16 protein-coding genes are annotated in these 16,987 nt (G+C 68.8%); 8 read left to right on the top strand and 8 right to left on the bottom strand.

From position 1 onward, the window contains the following. Nucleotides 1–89: 89 nt before the first annotated feature. Genes ASF65_RS05405 through ASF65_RS05395 form a run of 3 tightly spaced genes read left to right on the top strand, consistent with a single transcriptional unit; the run spans nucleotide 90 to nucleotide 2,511 of the window. Nucleotides 90–962, top strand: a complete 873-nt coding sequence (locus ASF65_RS05405; protein WP_055886293.1) for a shikimate dehydrogenase — start codon at nucleotides 90–92, stop codon at nucleotides 960–962. Between the two features lie 47 nt (nucleotides 963–1,009). Then, a complete protein-coding gene (aroQ, locus tag ASF65_RS05400; protein WP_055886290.1) occupies nucleotides 1,010–1,459 on the top strand; it encodes a type II 3-dehydroquinate dehydratase in 450 nt (149 codons plus the stop codon). After that, nucleotides 1,456–2,511, top strand: a complete 1,056-nt coding sequence (locus ASF65_RS05395) for a Gfo/Idh/MocA family oxidoreductase (RefSeq protein ID WP_055886288.1) — start codon at nucleotides 1,456–1,458, stop codon at nucleotides 2,509–2,511. Before aroQ ends, ASF65_RS05395 begins: the two co-directional genes overlap by 4 nt. A gap of 537 nt (nucleotides 2,512–3,048) precedes the next feature. Here ASF65_RS05395 and rbsK read toward each other — a convergent pair. From rbsK to deoC, 7 genes are all read right to left on the bottom strand, one after another. Beyond that, complete coding sequence (rbsK, locus tag ASF65_RS05390) at nucleotides 3,049–3,969, bottom strand: ribokinase (RefSeq protein ID WP_055886285.1); 921 nt, start codon at nucleotides 3,967–3,969, stop codon at nucleotides 3,049–3,051. A 10-nt stretch (nucleotides 3,970–3,979) separates the two neighbouring features. Further along, nucleotides 3,980–5,059 (bottom strand): aldose 1-epimerase family protein, encoded by a 1,080-nt coding sequence (locus ASF65_RS05385; protein ID WP_055886282.1) that lies wholly within the window; start codon nucleotides 5,057–5,059, stop codon nucleotides 3,980–3,982. Continuing rightward, the gene (locus ASF65_RS05380) at nucleotides 5,056–6,054 is read right to left on the bottom strand and encodes an ABC transporter permease (RefSeq protein WP_055886278.1); all 999 of its coding nucleotides are present in this window, start codon (nucleotides 6,052–6,054) and stop codon (nucleotides 5,056–5,058) included. Before ASF65_RS05380 ends, ASF65_RS05385 begins: the two co-directional genes overlap by 4 nt. A gap of 11 nt (nucleotides 6,055–6,065) precedes the next feature. Further along, on the bottom strand, nucleotides 6,066–7,037 hold the full coding sequence (locus ASF65_RS05375) for an ABC transporter permease (protein ID WP_055886275.1): 972 nt from the start codon (nucleotides 7,035–7,037) through the stop codon (nucleotides 6,066–6,068). Then, complete coding sequence (locus ASF65_RS05370) at nucleotides 7,037–8,533, bottom strand: sugar ABC transporter ATP-binding protein (protein WP_055886272.1); 1,497 nt, start codon at nucleotides 8,531–8,533, stop codon at nucleotides 7,037–7,039. The genes ASF65_RS05375 and ASF65_RS05370 overlap by 1 nt, the downstream gene beginning before the upstream one ends. Before the next feature lie 173 nt (nucleotides 8,534–8,706). After that, entirely contained in the window at nucleotides 8,707–9,753 is a 1,047-nt protein-coding gene (locus ASF65_RS05365; RefSeq protein WP_055886269.1) for an autoinducer 2 ABC transporter substrate-binding protein, read from the bottom strand. Between the two features lie 45 nt (nucleotides 9,754–9,798). After that, entirely contained in the window at nucleotides 9,799–10,494 is a 696-nt protein-coding gene (deoC, locus tag ASF65_RS05360; protein ID WP_055886266.1) for a deoxyribose-phosphate aldolase, read from the bottom strand. A 132-nt stretch (nucleotides 10,495–10,626) separates the two neighbouring features. On the opposite strand from deoC, the gene ASF65_RS05355 reads away from it, so the two are divergent. The 5 genes from ASF65_RS05355 to ASF65_RS05335 all read left to right on the top strand — a co-directional run bounded on the left by ASF65_RS05355 (nucleotide 10,627) and on the right by ASF65_RS05335 (nucleotide 16,152). Further along, nucleotides 10,627–11,352: a DeoR/GlpR family DNA-binding transcription regulator gene (locus tag ASF65_RS05355; protein ID WP_055886264.1), complete on the top strand. Its 726-nt coding sequence runs from the start codon at nucleotides 10,627–10,629 to the stop codon at nucleotides 11,350–11,352. A gap of 348 nt (nucleotides 11,353–11,700) precedes the next feature. Then, the gene (locus tag ASF65_RS22325; protein ID WP_156369178.1) at nucleotides 11,701–12,045 is read left to right on the top strand and encodes a hypothetical protein; all 345 of its coding nucleotides are present in this window, start codon (nucleotides 11,701–11,703) and stop codon (nucleotides 12,043–12,045) included. Nucleotides 12,046–12,545: 500 nt separating this feature from the next. Further along, nucleotides 12,546–13,496, top strand: a complete 951-nt coding sequence (locus ASF65_RS05345) for a substrate-binding domain-containing protein (RefSeq protein ID WP_055886257.1) — start codon at nucleotides 12,546–12,548, stop codon at nucleotides 13,494–13,496. A 56-nt stretch (nucleotides 13,497–13,552) separates the two neighbouring features. Further along, nucleotides 13,553–15,142: a sugar ABC transporter ATP-binding protein gene (locus tag ASF65_RS05340; RefSeq protein ID WP_244486566.1), complete on the top strand. Its 1,590-nt coding sequence runs from the start codon at nucleotides 13,553–13,555 to the stop codon at nucleotides 15,140–15,142. Continuing rightward, a complete protein-coding gene (locus ASF65_RS05335) occupies nucleotides 15,139–16,152 on the top strand; it encodes an ABC transporter permease (RefSeq protein ID WP_055886256.1) in 1,014 nt (337 codons plus the stop codon). The genes ASF65_RS05340 and ASF65_RS05335 overlap by 4 nt, the downstream gene beginning before the upstream one ends. A gap of 400 nt (nucleotides 16,153–16,552) precedes the next feature. Here ASF65_RS05335 and ASF65_RS05330 read toward each other — a convergent pair whose 3' ends face one another. Then, nucleotides 16,553–16,966: a hypothetical protein gene (locus ASF65_RS05330; protein WP_055886253.1), complete on the bottom strand. Its 414-nt coding sequence runs from the start codon at nucleotides 16,964–16,966 to the stop codon at nucleotides 16,553–16,555. Nucleotides 16,967–16,987: the final 21 nt, after the last annotated feature.

The following is a 16,987-nucleotide window of genomic DNA, read 5'->3' as shown; positions in this document are numbered from 1 at the left end:
GGCGTCGGCGACGCCCGCCCGTTCGCTTCCCTGAAAGCCCCGGGCGCTTTTCGCCCGGCGACACCCTTCCAAGCCACGAGGACGCCAGCATGATCACCGAGGGTGACACCCACGAGACCGTCCGGGTCGGCCTCATCGGCTCCGACATCCAGCTCTCGAAGTCGCCGGCTCTTCACGAGACCGAAGGGCGCGCGCTCGGGCTGGACTATCGCTACACCCTCTTCGACACGCGGCGCGCGCCCCACGACGCGATGAGCCTTCCCGACCTTCTCGCGCATGCCGAAGGGCAGGGCTTTGCCGGCGTCAACATCACCCATCCCTACAAGCAGGCCGTGCTGCCGCACCTGACGAGCCTGTCCGACGACGCGGCGATGCTCGGCGCGGTCAACACCGTGGTGTTCCGCGACGGGACCCGCACCGGCCACAACACCGACTGGTTCGGCTTCTTCCAGAGTTTTCGCGCGGGGCTTCCCGATGTCGCGCTCGGATCGGCGGTTCTTCTGGGGGCGGGCGGTGCGGGCGTCGCCGTCGCCCATGCGGCGCTGAAGCTCGGGATCGGCCGGCTCTTCGTTTTCGATCAGGACGAAACGCGCGCTCGCACCCTCGCCGAGGCCCTGAACGGGCGGTTCGGTGCCGGGCGTGCCGAGGCGATCCGCGACGTCGGCGCGGTGCTCGCCACGGCGGACGGCCTGATCCATGCCACCCCGACGGGCATGCCCGCCCATCCCGGCCTGCCGATCGAGCCGGAGTGGCTGGACGGCAGGCACTGGGTCGCCGACATCGTCTACATGCCGCTCGTCACCGAGCTCCTGGCGCTGGCCGAGCGACGGGGATGCCGGACGCTGCCCGGCGGCGGCATGACCGTGCATCAGGCGGCGGCCGCCTTCGAGCTCTTCTGCGGCCGGACGCCCGATGCCGCCCGCATGACCCGCCATTTCGCGGACCTGTGCCGCGCCGCCTGAGGGCCCGCCGCATCCCGCCCCATCGAGACATCCCGGAAAGTCGCGCGATGAGCCTGATCTTCGTCCTCAACGGACCCAATCTCAATCTTCTGGGCAAGCGGCAGCCCCACATCTACGGCACCGAGACGCTCGCCGACATCGAGCGCGACTGCCGCGCGCTGGCGGCCGAGCTCGGACACGAGATCCGCTTCCACCAGTCCAACCGCGAATACGAGATCATCGACTGGATCCACGAGGCGCGGGAAGCCGCGGCCGGCATCGTCATCAACCCGGCCGCCTTCACGCATACCTCGGTCGCGATCCTCGACGCGCTCAACACGTTCGAGCCGCCGGTGATCGAGGTCCACATCTCGAACGTGCACAAGCGCGAGGCCTTCCGCCACCATTCCTACGTGTCCTTGCGGGCGGACGGCGTGATCGCGGGGCTGGGAACGCAGGGCTATCAACTGGCGATCCGCCGCATCGCGGTGCTCCACGCGGCCGCTCCCCCAGCATGACCGGGTCGCAGGCCCGGCCGGTGCGTCTTGCCGTCATGGGGGCAGGGCTGATCGGCCGCCGCCACATCCAGCATGTCCGCGCCGAGCCCGGCACCGAGCTCGTGGCCGTCGTGGACCCGACGGAGGCCGGGCGCGTGGTGGCGGCGGAGAACGGCGTGCCGTGGCATGCGAGCTTCCGCGACATGCTGGCGACGGAGCGTGCCGACGGCGTGATCGTCGCGACGCCGAACCAGGTCCATGTCGAGAACGGCCTCGAAGCGGTGGCGGCCGGCATTCCCGTCCTGGTGGAAAAGCCGATCGCCGACGATCTCGCGGCGGGCGAGCGGCTCGTCGCCGCGGCGGAACAGGCCGGCGTTCCGCTCCTCGTCGGTCATCACCGCCGCCATAACCCGATCATGCGGGCGGCGCGCGAGATCGTCGCCTCCGGCCGCCTCGGCCGGATCGTGGCGGTCAATGCCCTGTTCTGGCTCTACAAGCCCGACGACTATTTCGACCTGTCCTGGCGGCGGGAGGAAGGGGCGGGGCCGGTCTTCCTCAACCTCATCCACGACGTCGACAACCTGCGATACCTCCTCGGCGAGGTCGTCGCGGTGCAGGCCGTCGAGTCCAACGCGGTGCGCGCGAACGCGGTCGAGGAAACGTCCGCGATCATCCTGGAGTTCGCCTGCGGGGCGCTCGCGACCGTGTCGGTCTGCGATACGGTGGTGGCGCCCTGGAGCTGGGAGATGACCACCGGCGAGAACCCCGCCTATCCCGTTGCCGACGAGGCCTGTTATCTCCTCGCCGGCACCGCGGGCTCCCTGTCGCTCCCCAAGCTCGAAGTCTGGTTCAACGACCAGAAGCCCGGCTGGTGGGAGCCTCTCCATCGAACCCGGACCGGTGTCGCGACACAGGACCCGCTGGCCCTGCAGATCCGCCATTTCGCCGCGGTGATCCGGGGGCTGGAACGGCCGCTGGTCGACGGTCGCGAAGGGCTGCGCACGCTCGAGGTCGTCACCGCCATCAAGCGGGCGGCCCGGAGCGGACAGCGCGTCAGCCTGCCGATCGCTTGAGGCGTATACGCTGCCAAGGTTCGGCGGCCTCAGCGGTTCTGGCGGGCGGGAGGACATCCGCCCGGCGTCGGGTCATTCGCGGGGTCGCGAACCGCCGCCCTGTCGCCCGCGGAAGCGGACATCGCGGTGTCGTGCAAGCGACGATCTCGGCGAGCCCCGTTCCGAACGTCCAGCCGTGCCGCTCGAGTGCAATCCGCGATCGGTCCTCGGCGCGGGCGATCGCAGCCACGACGTCGACTGGTTCTGCGATGCGGCGGTGACGAAAGGGATCGGGCCCCGCACTCCGGGATACGGGCCCCGTTAGGCCGCCCGTGCGCCGCGACAAGCGCCGCGCCATCCGACGCGATCGCATCGCGATCCCGTTCGGGCGCCTGAAGGGCCGGCGACGAGGCGACACGGCATGAGATCGGTGCCGGCCACCGGCCTCTCCGCCATCAGGCCGGCAGCCAACCTCCCGTTCTGGCTCCGAGCCGGCGATCTCCAGCCGAGGCGACCGGGTTGTCGCCCGGCGAGACTAACCGAGGCTCCCGGCTTCCCTCAGGCCTCCTGCAAGGCCGCGAAATCGGCGGCCCGGGCGTAGGATTTCTGCGTGCCGCGCCGGGTGACGGAATCGGCGGCATAGGCTGCGGCTTTCCGCAGCGCGTCGAACACCGGCTCGCCGGAAGCGTGGAAGTGGGCGAAGGCGCCGATGAAGGCGTCGCCGGCGCCCGTCGTGTCCACTGGCGTCACGCTCACCGGCTCGATGCGACGAGTTTGCGCGGCCTCGACGAGAAGGGCCCCGCGCGACCCCATCGTCACGATCACGGTTCCGACCCCCTTGGCGATCAGGCTTCTGGCGGCGGCCTCGGCCTGCGTCTCGTCCGTCACCGGCATGCCGGAGAGGATCGCAAGCTCCGTCTCGTTGGGGGCGAGGAAGCTGACGGCGGCGATCTTCGACACGTCGAGATCGGCGGCCGCGGGTGCGGGATTGAGAAGCGTCTTCACGCCGTTCGCCTGTCCCCACGCGACCGTGTGGTAGACGGTCTCGGGCGCAACCTCCATCTGCATCAGGATCAGGTCGCAGCCCTTCAGGGCCTCGGCGGCGGCATCCACGTCGCCCGGCGACAGGTGTGCGTTGGCCCCCTGTACGATCAGGATGGAGTTCTCGCCGGACGGCTCGACGAAGATCGGCGCGACGCCCGACGACACGCCCGGAACGCGCGTCACATGAGCGGTGTCGATGCCGTTCGCCTCGAAGTTGCGGATCGTGGCATCGGCGAAGGCGTCGTCGCCGACCTTCGTCACCATGACGACCTGCGATCCAAGCCGGGCCGCTGCCACGGCCTGGTTCGCCCCCTTGCCGCCGTGTCCCATCTCGAAGCTCGGCGCCTCCAGCGTCTCGCCGGGGGCCGGCATCCGCGTGACGTAGGTCACGAGGTCCATCATGTTGGAGCCGACGACGGCGATCTTGTGTGACATCGGGGTCTCCTCAGCGCCAGGGTGCGAAATGGACGAGTTCGGCCGACGCCTCGACGGCGTCGAGATGGCCGAGCCGCACGGTGAAGGATGCGGCCTCGCCACCGGCCAGCCGGCGGACGTTGCCCTTGGCCTGCTCGGCGATGTAGCCCTCGGGCTCGCAGGTCGAGGGAAGGGCGAAGCCCGCCACCGACTGGTCGCCGCCCTTCAGGATCCAGCGCACCGTCTTCGGCAGCTCGGAGGGCTTGTAGCGCATGAAGAAGGCATCGCCGTCCTGCCTGAGGAGCATGGCGCGTGTCCGGCCTTGCGCATCCGTCGCAAGGTTCTCGATGTAGAAGACCTGCTCGGGATCGTAGCGGTCGCCGGCATCGAGGACCCGCGAGCGCGAAGGATCGGCCGCCAGCTCGTCGATGAACGCGAGATAGTCGGCATTCGGCCGCACGTGGCGGGGCACGGCGCTGCGCACACGCGTCGCCTCCCGGTCGAAGGGGGCCTCCTGGAGGATCTCCGCTCCTTGCGCGTAGGCGAAGTTGGCGTGGCACATGTACATGAGGTCCATCGGCGACGCCGACAGGTTCTCGACATGCATGGCCATGTCGAAGAGGGCCTGGCCCGCGCGCAGCGTCACGCTCGGCCGGGCGACGTAGTGCGACCCGAAGCCCATGAGATACTCGTAGGCGCCGGTGACGCGCAGGAACGCCCCTTCCGCGTCCTCGCCGGCCTCGATCCCCGCCGCATCCATCGGCGCGCAGGGCATCTCGCCATGCGGCGCATGGTCGTCGTCCGGACCCGGCACCCCGTTGCGCAGGAGGCCCGAGTGGAAGGCGAAGCAGCCATAGGTCTCGACGATGGTCCTGGCCCGGCGCGGGGCGGCGAACATGCTCGACATTGCGAGATCCACGCCGTCGAAGCGAGCCGACCAGATCATCTGCCCGAGATAGGGGAGGACGACGAGGTCGCCCCGCGCATTCGACAGGCGGATCGCCTCGATGCCGGTCGGGTATCGGAAAAGGCTGGCGGTCAGCTCGCCGTGCTCGACGCAGGGGCGCTCGAGCTCGCCGAAGGCCTCGGGGCGAAGATGGAAGAGGGTCATCGCGTGCGGTTCCGATAGGCGTTCATCGCGATCACGAGGAGCAGGAACGCGCCCCAGATGAAATCGATGAGATGGTTGGAGAAGCGCATCATCTGGAAGCCGGAGGCGAGCAGCATCAGCGCGATGACCGCGATGGAGACGCCCGCCACCGTGCCGCGCCCCCCGGCCGGGTTGGTGCCGCCGAGCACCGCGATCAGGACCGCCTGCAGAAGGTAGGATGTGCCGTAGTCGGATTTCGCCGCGTTGGTGCGCCCCGACAGCATGATCCCGGCGATCGAGGCGAGAACGCCCGTCGTCATGTAGGAATAGAGGATCATCCGGTCGCGCTTGAGGCCGGCGAAGACGGCCGCGCGCGGGTTGGTGCCGATCAGCATGAGGTTGAGGCCGAAGGGCGTGCGCGTCAGGACGAGGGCGATCGTGACGGCCACCAGCAGGAACAGGACGAGGGGCGCGGCGAGGCCGAGGATCTTGCCGTTGCCGATGAGCCCCCAGTAGGCGGGAAAACCGGTGATGGCGGGACCGCCCGTCAGCACCACGCAGAACCCGGTGAAGATCTGCCCGGTGCCGAGCGTCGCCAGGATGGGCGTGATGCGGGCCTTGGCGATCAGAAGGCCGTTGAGGAAGCCCGCCACGAGCCCGACCACGAGCGCGAGGACGACGCCCGTCCCGACGCGCAGGATCTCCGAGAGGCCGCTCGCACCCGCTTCCGCCGGCATGTATCGCGAGAAATACACCCCCGCCAGGATCCCCGAGAGATTGGCGATGCCGATCACCGACAGGTCGATGCCACCCGTCAGCATCGCCAGCATCATGGCGATGGCGAGGATGCCGAGTTCGGGGAAGACGAAGCTGATCGATTCGAAGTTGTAGTAGCGCAGGAACTTGTTCGGCTCCAGGAACGACATCAGCGCGAAGATCAGCGCGGTGACGACGAGGAGCTGCAGGATGTTGTTGTCGCGCGAGACGAGGCGGCGGAAATCGAAGGACTGGTTCATCGGATCGCCCCTCAGTTGAGCTTCTTGCGGTCGCGCCAGGCCGTCAAGGCGGTCGCCGCCACGATCACGGCGCCCACCACGACGCCCTGCCATGTGTTGTCGACGCGCAGGATGATCAGGCTGTTCTTGATCAGCACCAGCATGAAGACGCCCAACAGGGTGCCGAGCACCGAACCGCGCCCGCCGAAGATGGACGCGCCGCCGAGAACGACCGCCGCGATGACGTCGAGCTCGAAGCCGACGAAGTCGCGCGGATTGGCGAGCCAGATCATCGACGCATGAAGGAGGCCGGCAAAGCCGGCGAGAGCCCCGGCAAGACCGTAGACGACGTAGACGATGCGGCGGTTGTCGAAGCCGACGCGCTTGGCCGATTCCGGGTCGCCGCCATAGGCGAAGAGGCCGCGCCCGAGCATCGTGCGGGTCAGGAACAGCCAGACCACCACGGCGAGGCCGAGATAGACGAAGATCATGGCCGTCAGCTGGCTTCCGCCGATCCCGACCGTGGTCCGGCCGAAGGCGATCAGCGACTGGGGCATCCGGTCGATGTTGATGATCGAGGTGCCCACGAGCCCGAGAAGCAGCCCGCGCACCACGGACGCGGTGCCGAGCGTCACGATCAGCGGGATCATGCGGAACGTGTGGATGAAGGCGGCGTTCACGAGGCCGCAGACGAGGCCGATCAGGGTCGCGCCGACGAACGGCAGCACCACGCCCTGATAGCCGAGATGGTTCATCGCGATCACGGTGAGATACATGCCGGCCGCGGCGAAGGCGGGGAACGACACGTCGATGCCGCCCGAGATCATCACCATGAGCACGCTGAGCGCCATGATGCCGATGACGACGTTGGCGCGCAGGAGATTGAACAGGTTGTCGAGCTGCCAGAAGGCCGGGTTGACCAGGCCGATCAGCACCATCGCGGCGATGAGGATGGCCGCGACCGCCGTCTCGGATCGCTTGAGGAGGGGGGTCAGCGACGTCATCAGCGGAGGCCCTTTAGGCGCGCGTGGATCTCATCCTCCTCGATCGCGGCAGCGTCGAGATCCTCGACGATCCGGCCGCGATGCATCATCAGGATGCGATTGCAGTTTCCGACGAGCTCGGGCACGTCGTCCGAGATCATCAGGATGGCGAGCCCCGTCGTCACGGCGAGTTCGCGCAGGCGGCGGTGGATCTCGGCCTTGGAGCCCACGTCGACGCCGACCGTCGGGCCGTTGAGGATCAGCACCTTCGGGTCGGTCAGAAGCCAGCGACCGATCACGACGCGCTGCTGGTTGCCGCCCGAGAGCTGGCCGACGGGCTTTTCGATGTCGGGCGTGGCGATGCGCATGGCCGCGACCGTGTCGCCCGCCATTCCCGCCACGCGCCGCCGGTCGACGAAGAACGAGCGTGTCGCCCGGTCGATGACGCTGGAGACGATGTTGCGGGCGATGGACTGGCTCATGAAGAGCCCTTCGGACAGCCGGTCCTCCGGCACGTAGGCGACACCGGCGGCAATGGCGTCCTGGACGCTCGCAAGGCGGCGCTCCGTCCCGTCGATCAGGATGGAGCCGCCGTGATTGGGCTTCATGCCGAAGAGCGCGAGCGCCAGTTCGGTGCGGCCGGAGCCCAGAAGGCCCGACAGGCCGACGATCTCGCCGGCGCGCAGGGACAGGTTGACATTCTCGACCAGCGACCCGACGCTCAAGGACCGGGTCTCCAGCCGCGGCGAAAGCGCCCGATCGCCCGTCCAGGCATAGCGCTGGACGCCGATGTCCTGGCCGGTCATCTCGCGGGTAATGCGCGGCTCGTCGAACTCGGCCGTCGGTCCCTCCGCCACCTTGCGCCCGTTGCGGAAGACCACGATCCGCTCGGAGATGCTGAGCATCTCGCTCATCTTGTGGCTGACGAAGAGGATCGCGATGCCGCGGGACTGGATGTCGCGGACCAGCTGAAACAGGCGATCGACCTCGCGGCCGGTCAGGGCCGTCGTCGGCTCGTCCATGATGAGCAGACGGACGTCGGACATGAGGGCACGAGCGATGGCGACGAGCTGGCGGTCGGCGGTCGAAAGACTGCCGACCTCGGCTTCCAGATCGATCTCGACGCCCAGCCGGGCGAGCGCTTCGGCTCCAAGGCGCCGCATCTCGCTCCGATCGGCGAGCGCGCGCCTTTCGCTCAGAAACTTGTTCAGCGACAGGTTCTCGGCCACCGTGAGGTTCGGGAAGAGCGAGAAGTCCTGGTAGATGACCTGCACGCCGCGGGCGATGGCCTCGCGCGGCGTCAGGGTGCGAACCGGCACGGCGTCGATGCGGATCTCGCCTTCGTCCGGCTGGTAGACACCCGAGATGATCTTGATCAGCGTCGACTTGCCGGAGCCGTTTTCGCCCGCGAGGCAGACGATCTCGGCCGGCTGGATCCGGAAGTCGATCGCGTCGAGCGCCTTCATGCCGGGAAAGCGCTTGGTCACGGATCGAAGGTCGATCAAAGGTTCGGCCATGGCTCTTCGTTCGAAACGGTCGGCCGCGATCCGCCGGTCAGAACCGGGCGATCCGTCGACGGGTCGGGGAGGGAGGGCGTGCTGCACGCCTCGGACGCCGCAGGGCGCCGGGAAGAAACGGCGACGGCCGGCACGGAGGGCGACACAGCGCGCCGCCCTCCGTGCCGCATCGGTCAGAAGTTGTAGTCGGCCATGTTGGCGGCCGTCACGCCGACCCAGCCCTGTCCGTAGAGCAGGTTCGCAGCGGCCCCGGCCGGCGTCGTCAGGTTGTCGTAGCCCGTCAGGCCGAGGTTGAGGCCGGCCTTGATCTCGTCCTTCTTGCCGGAAAGCGCCATGGCCGCGATCGTGTTCATGGCGTAGCCGGCAACGGCCGGGTCCCAGAACTGGATGTACTGGATGTCGCCATCCTTGAGGTACTGGCCCGCGACCGAGGGCAGGCCGGTGCCTGCGAAGAAGAGCTTGTCCTTCAAGCCGCGCTCGGCGATCAGGCGGCCGGCGCCCGCCGACGTCGGCATCGGACCACCCAGGATGCCCTTGAGGTCGGGGTAGGTGGTCAGGGTCTGGGAGAGCTTGGTGTAGTCGGTGTTGGCGTCGTCGTAGGTCTCGAGGCGTCCGGTGGCCTCGGACATCTTCGGGAAGTGTTCCTTCTGGTAGGCGACCGCCCCGTCGATCCACTCGTTCTGCGACTGCGAGGTGAGGCTGCCCACCGTGGTGATGTACTGGCCCTCGCCGTTCATGCTCTTGCCGAGCACTTCCATCAGCTTGGCGCCGTAGGCCTTGTTGTCGAACGCCTCGAGCACGTAGTCGGCGTTCTTGATGTTGGAGGCCTCGTGGGCCACCACGATGATGCCCCGCTCTCTCGCCTTCTGGAGCACGGGCTCGACAGCCTCGACTGAGAAGGGAACGATGCAGATGGCGTCGACGCCCTGCGCGATCAGGTTCTCGACGATCTGGACCTGCGCCGCGGCGTCGGCCTGGCTCGGCCCCACCTGGAAGGCGTCGTGACCGGTGTCCTTGGCGAACTGCTCGACGCCGGCGCGCATCCGGTCGAACCAGGCGATGCCGTCGACCTTGACGACCGTCGCGATGGTGAATTCCTTGCCCGCCTTTTCGGCCGAGATGTCGGTGCGCGCCTTCGACGTGTCGACGACGCCCTGTGCCAGCGCGGGCACGGCGGCCAGCGACAGGCCCATGGCCAGGGATGCGATCAGTGCCTTCATCGTTTCCTCCTCCAGTGGTGGCGCGGTGATGACCCGCGCGGATGGTCAGTAGCCGCCAGCGGCGGCCGTATCCTTTGCGGCGCCGACGATGGCGACGCTGGCGCTCGCGCCGATGCGGTTCGCGCCCGCCGCGACCATGGCGCGCGCCGCCTCGGCCGTGCGGATGCCGCCGGACGCCTTGACGCCGATGCCCAGCCCGACCGTCTGCCGCATGAGCGCCACGACGTCGGGGCTCGCGCCGCCGGTCGAGAAACCGGTCGAGGTCTTGACGAAATCCGCGCCGACCTCGGCCGCGATCCGGCAGGCCGCCACGATCTGCGCCTCGTCGAGAAGGCAGGTCTCGAGGATCACCTTCAGGACGCGGCCCGCCGACGCCTCGCGCACGACTGCCATGTCGGCCCGCACGCGGTCGAGGTCGCCCTCGCGCAGCGCGCCGATGTCGAGCACCATGTCGAGTTCGTCGGCGCCCTGGGCGACGAGCCATTGCGCCTCCGCCGCCTTCGCCCCGGCGCCGCTCGCGCCGAGCGGGAAGCCGAGCACGGCACAGGTCTTCACCGGCGTGCCCTTCAGGCGCGCGGCGACGAAGGCGACGTGGGCGCCGTTGACGCAGACCGACGCGAACCCGTTCGCCACCGCTTCGTCGCAGTGGCGCGCAACCTCGGCACGCGAGGCCTCGGGCTTCAGCACCGTATGATCGATCAGCCCGGCCAGGTCGCCGGTCGCCGCCGCGTCGTTCTGCATGAAACCTCCCAAAATTTGTGAGTATCGTCACAAAATTATGAGGTATGTCTTTCATGCGTGAGTTGACGCGTCAAGCGCGTCGATCATGTTCCCACGAGGTTCGGATCCTCGGCCCCCAAAAACGGGAAGGGCATGGCGTCAAAGCAGGAACTGCGTCTGGCAAGACTGGAAGAGAGGCTGCGTGCCGATGGCGTGCTGCATCTGCGGCAGGCCGCCGCGCTCCTCGACGTGTCGGAAATGACGGTCCGGCGTGATCTGGCCCGCGCGCCCGAGACGTTCCACTATCTCGGCGGCTACATCCTGCCCGCGCAGGGCGAGCGGATCGGCCCCTATCGGCTGGAGCTGGAAAGCGACGAGCATGCCGAGGCCAAGGACGCCGCCAGCCGCCGGGCGGCGGCGCTCGTTCAGGCGGGCGACACGATCTTCGTGGACTGCGGCACGACCACGGTGCACCTTGCCGACCATCTGCCGGCGGACTCACCGCTGACCGTCGTGTGTTACGCGCTCAATACCGCCCAGCGGCTGGCCGTGCGGCCCAATGTCCGGATGATCCTTCTCGGCGGCCTGTTCCACACCTCGGCCCAGACCTTCTCGGGGGAAGAGGCGCTGCGGACGATCGAGCACCTGCGCATCAACCACGCGTTCCTGTCGGCCGGCGGCGTTCATGCGACGCATGGGGTCACCTGTTCGAACTTCAGCGAGGTTCCCATCAAGCAGGCGGCGATGAAGCGGGCGCTGCGCCGCACCCTGGTGGTGGACGCGACCAAGATCGGTCAGGTCCGGCCCGCCTATTTCGCGTCGATCGACCAGTTCGATGAGGTGGTCACGCAGACGGGCGTCACGCTGGCGACGGGATAGGACGGCGAGGGCGCGGGGTGGCTCTCCGCAGGCGGTCCGACATGGCCTCGGCAACCTCGCGCCCACGACGGACTGCGTGAGGGGGGGGTGAACCCTGGTATCGGTCCCGACGGTTCGAAGCGGCAGCGCGGTACGCCTTCGTCTCGAAGCTCGCGCCCGAGGACCGTTGCCATCTCAACGGCATGGCGACCGACGAGACCGGCACGCCGCGCTTCGTGACCGCCGCCGTGAACGGTGCGACGCTGGTGCTGACCGACGGCGACGCGCTGGATACGGTCAACCTAGCCGCTCGCCTCGGCCTTCGCCGTGGACGCTGGCGGAGCGGCGGCGACGGTCGCAAGCGACGCGGTGTCCGGCATCATTGTCACGCTGACGCAGGCCGCGCCCGTCGCCAACGGCGCGAGCGTGACGGTCAGCGACCTCGACCCGAACCCCGCCCGCGACGATGCGTCCGGCGTCATCCCGGACGCCGCCGGCAACGATGCGGACCTCTTCTTCGGTCAGGCGGTCACCAACACCACGGGCGCCGAGACCCCGCCCTCTGGCAGCGGCGGTGGAACGCCGGCACCGGTGCCGGGGCCGACGCTTGGCACGGACGGCCCCGACACGCTGGTCGGCGGAGCCGGTCCGGATACGCTGCAAGGGGGGCCGGCAGCGACACGCTGTTGGGCCGGGAGGGTTCCGATCTCCTGATCGGCACCCAGGGGGCGGACAGCCTCTTCGGGAACCAGGGCAACGACACGCTCTACGGCGGCAAGGACGACGACGCCGTCTATGGCGGCAAGGACAACGAGACCGACGGTATCCGGTCCTTCGTGGCCGCGCGGGGTGGCCGGGCCAACATCTCGCCGCGTTCGACGCGCAAAGGGCGCCTTCGCCGCAAGCCGCTGGGTCCATCGTCAGCGCAACCTCGCGGGGTGCTCCTGCGACCGCTTCAAGCCGATGCGAGGGCTCGCCCCGCGCAACGATCGACGGCGCGGCAACGTCCGCACCGCCACCGGGCTCGCCGCCGTCCGTATCCGGCTCGACCGGCAGAGAGCCCGTCGCCAAGGCCAATCAGGCGCCGCAACGGTGACCTTTAACGATCCATCAATCCCACTTGCACGGACAAGTGTGCGTGATACCGTGACGTGTGCCCGGACCGACCCGACGCAGAGCGGGAGGCCGGCGGCGCAAGCGGGAGGGTTCACATCATGAACAGGCGTTCGTTCCTGTTGTCGTCGGCTGCCCTGGGCGTGGTCGCCCTTTCGGCCGGAAGAAGCTGGGCGCAAGCCGCGCCCCTGACCATTCTCGGCTCCGTGCCGAGCCTCAGCTTTCCGTTCTTCGTCCACATGCTGAACCAGATCAAGGCGCAGGCGCAGGAGATCGGCGGCATCACGCTGATCGAAAGCGACGGCCAGAACTCGGCGCCCAAGCAGACGGGCGACGTCGAGGCCGCGGTGGTCCAGAAGGTCGATGCCATCGTCATCTCGCCGCTCGACGTCAACTCGCTGGCGCCCGCCGTCGAGCAGGCCGTGCAGGCCGGCATCCCGGTGGTCACGATCGACCGGCGCGTCGACGGCGTGGATGGCATCCTCGCCCATGTCGGCGCCGACAACGCCAAGGGCGGCGAGGCGCAGGCCAACGCCATCATCGCTGCCAAGCCCGACGGCGCCAAGATCTTCCACCTGCAGGGACAGCCGGGCGCCGGCCCCGCGATCGACCGCAACAAGGGCGTCCATGCCATTCTCGACGGCAAGGACAAGTATCAGATCGTCTTCGAGCAGACCGCCAATTTCGCGAGGGCCGAGGCCCTGTCGGTGACGGAAGCCGGCCTCACCGCCCACGGCAAGCCGGACGTCATCGTCTGCGCCAACGACGACATGGCGCTCGGCGCGATGGAAGCCTGCGAGGCGGCGGGCCACACCGACGTCCTGATCTACGGCTTCGACGCGCTGCCCGAAGCGCTGGCGGCGGTGCGCGACGGTAAGCTGGCCGGCACGGTGGAGCAGTTTCCGGGCGAGCAGTCCCGCACCGCGGTTCGCATCGCGGTGGATTTCGCCCGCAACAAGACGAAGCCGGCGCAATCCCAGGTTCTCCTGACGCCGATCGTGATCGGCAAGGACAATCTCGACAAGTCCGAGCGTTTGAGCGAGGCCGGCTGAGGGAAGGCTTCAGCATCGGCCGGGCGCCCCCTTGGCGCCGGCCGGTGCTGGGCCGCATGCCGATGCTCGCGCCCTCCGTCACCATCCCGGCCGCGCCGGCGGCCATTCCGCTGCTCGAGATGCAGGGCATCTCGAAGGACTTCTCGGGCGTGCGCGCGCTCGACGACGTCTCGTTGCGCCTGCACGCCGGCGAGATCCTCGGCCTGATGGGCGAGAACGGCGCCGGCAAGTCGACGCTTCTGAAGATCCTGTCCGGCGTCCAGCCGCCCTCGCGCGGCGAAATCCGCCTCGATGGCCGCCCGGTCGCCTTCGCCAATCCGGACGAGGCGATGCGGGCCGGCATCGTGACGATCTACCAGGAACTGTCGCTGATCCCGACCCTGTCGGTGGCCGAGAACATCTTCGTCGGCCGGGCGCCGGTGAACCGCTGGAAGTTCGTCGACTGGCGCGCCATGCGCGAGGCCGCGTCGGAGGCGATCGCTCGGGTCGGCCTGCGTCTCGACGTGCGCACGCCCGTCTCGGCGCTGTCGGTAGCCGAGCAGCAGATGGTGGAGATCGCGCGCGCGCTTTCGCTTCGCTCGCGCGTCATCGTGATGGACGAGCCGACCTCCGCCCTTTCGGAAGCCGAAGTCAGCCGCCTCCTCGGCATCATGCGCCAGCTCCGCTCGGCCGGGGTGTCCATCATGTTCGTCACCCATCGTCTGGAGGAAGCCTCCGAGGTGTGCGACCGCATGACCGTTCTGCGCGACGGCCGGCTGGCCGGCGAGCTGGAGCGCGGGACGGGTCCCATCCCGGTCCCGGCGGTGATCGAACGGATGGTCGGGCGTGCCGCCTCCGAGCTCTATGCCCGGCCCGCGGAGCGGGCGAAGGCCGGCGAGGTGCGCCTGTCGGTGCGCGGATTGACCACGCACCGCAATCCCGAGGCTCCGCACGCGATCGTCCTGAAAGGCGTCGATCTCGATCTCCGGGCCGGCGAGATCCTGGGGATCGCGGGTCTCGTCGGGTCGGGGCGCACGGAACTGGCGCGGGCGATCTTCGGCGCCGACCGGCGTGCGGGCGGCGAGATCCGCCTCGACGGCCGGCCGATCGCCCCCGCCGCGCCGTCCGACGCCATCGCGCTCGGGATCGGCCTCGTGCCGGAGGATCGCAAGCACCAGGCGATCTTCCCGGCGCTCGGCATCCAGCCGAACTTCTCCGTCGCGTCGCTGAAGGCCTATGCCGGCGCGCTGGGCTTCATGGCCGAAGGGCGCGAGCGCCGCGATCTCGCCGACTACAGGAAGATGCTGAACATCCGCATGGCCGGCCCGGATCAGCTGATCGCCGGGCTTTCCGGCGGCAACCAGCAGAAGGTGATCCTCGCCCGCTGGCTGGCGCGCGATCCGAAGGTCCTGATCGTCGACGAGCCGACGCGCGGCGTCGACGTCGGAGCCAAGGCCGAGGTCCACCAGATCCTGGTGGGGCTGGCGGCGCGCGGCATCGCCGTTCTCGTGATTTCATCCGAACTGCCGGAAATCCTGGCGGTGAGCGATCGCATCGTGACCATGCGCGAGGGCCGCATCACCGGCGAGATGCCGGCGGCGCAGGCCAGCGAAGAATCCCTCATGGCGCTGATGGCGCTCGGAACCCGGACGGAGCCCCGCCCATGACCGCAGTCAACGAGGCGGCGACACGCCCGCGGGTCAACCTCTTCCGCGTGCTCAAGACCTTCGGACCGCTTCTCTTCCTCCTGGTGCTGATGGCAGTCTTCGCACTCGTCAACCCGAACTTCCTGAACCCCACCAATCTCTTCAACGTCCTGCGCCAGATCTCGATCACCGGCCTGATCGCGCTCGGCATGACCTTCGTCATCCTGACGGCCGGCATCGATCTGTCTGTGGGCTCGCTGGTGGCGCTGTCGGGCATGGTCGCGGCCATCGTCTTCAAGGGCGGAGCGGCCAACACCCTGTCGCTCGGGGGGGCGGCGGCGGGCGGCTACGGCTGGTTCGCCGCGCTCCTTGCGGCCTTGGCCGTCGGCACGCTCTGCGGCGCGATCCAGGGCCTCGCCATCACCCGGCTGAAGGTGCCGCCCTTCGTGGTGACGCTCGGGGGGCTGACGATCTTCCGCGGGCTGACGCTGACGCTTTCGAACGGCGGCCCGATCTCGGGCTTCGACGCGTCCATGCGCTGGTTCGGTGCCGGGCTGGTCGGTCCGGTGCCGGTGCCCGTCATCATCTTCGCGGTGGCCGCGATCCTGTGCCATGTCGTCCTGCGCTACACGCGCTACGGACGGGCGGTCTATGCGGTGGGCGGCAACGCGGAAGCCGCGCGCCTGTCCGGTCTGAAGGTCGATGCGATCCTCGTCTCGGTCTACCTCATCGTCGGCTTCTTCTGCGGGCTGGCGGCCTTCGTCCTCTCGGCGCGCCTCAACTCGGCGGAGGCCGTGGCGGGCATCGGCTATGAGCTGACGGTGATATCGGCCGTCGTCATCGGGGGCACCAGCCTCTTCGGCGGCGTCGGCACCGTCGGCGGCACGGTCATCGGCGCGGCTCTGATCGGCGTTCTCGTCAACGGCCTCGTGCTCAACAACGTCTCGTCCTACACGCAGCAGGTGGTGATCGGCCTGATCCTGATCCTGGCGGTCGCCTTCGACCGCTGGCTCAAGGCGCGGGCCCGATAGGGCGGCGGTTCGGCCGGCTGGACCTCTCCTCCGACGAGTTTTCCGCGTTCGGTCGCTTCGACCGCCGTCTCGAGCGCACTGCGCGGCAGGGGGAGGGAAGCAACGCTACCACGAAGAGCGCCGGAAACGTGTCGGGCCTCGTGCCGGCGGCGGCCACCGTGCCGACCGTGGTGCGCGCCTCGCAGACCTTCTCGCGACGCTGGCCGGCCGATCCCACGAGAGGGTCGCGTTCGTCGCGACGAGGCCGGTGAAGAACCGCAGTGCGATCGGGCTGCCGATCTTGAGCGTCCGCCCCGTCGCCCATTTTCGCGTCGATGCCGCTGTCGGTGGCTGCCCGTCGGACAGGAGGATGCAGACGCGGGCAGGAGCCCGCCACCCGATGGCGGCGAGCCCCGACGGGCTACTGAGCCTCGATCATGGTCATGACGAGCTTGTCGTCGACGCGGACGGGGCCGTCCTCCTTGGCGCCCAGCGTGTACTCGAACACACCCTTCTTGGTCCCGCCGTCCTCCGCGTGAACCATCAGCATCAACATGTCGCCGGATTTGACGTCTTCCGTCAGGATCGCCGCGACGTCGTTGGTGGTCCCGGCCCGGATCGGGGCATGCCCGACGACCGGGCCCGGCTTCATCGCGGCGTCGGTGCGATGGACGACGAGCCAGCCGTTCTTCGCGGCCATGACGGCGTCGGCGCTGACGATGCCGTTCGAAACATCCTGATCCGATGCCTTGACGCCTTGCATGGCCTGCTGGGCAAAGGCGGACGATGCCGCCATGCACAGGGCTCCCGCGACGAGGATCGTGCTCTTCTTCATGTCCCACTCCCGTGTTCGTTT

The organism is Aureimonas sp. Leaf324, assembly GCF_001423245.1.
In the GTDB taxonomy this organism is placed as follows: domain Bacteria; phylum Pseudomonadota; class Alphaproteobacteria; order Rhizobiales; family Rhizobiaceae; genus Aureimonas.
This window is presented reverse-complemented; position numbering and strand designations above follow the sequence as displayed.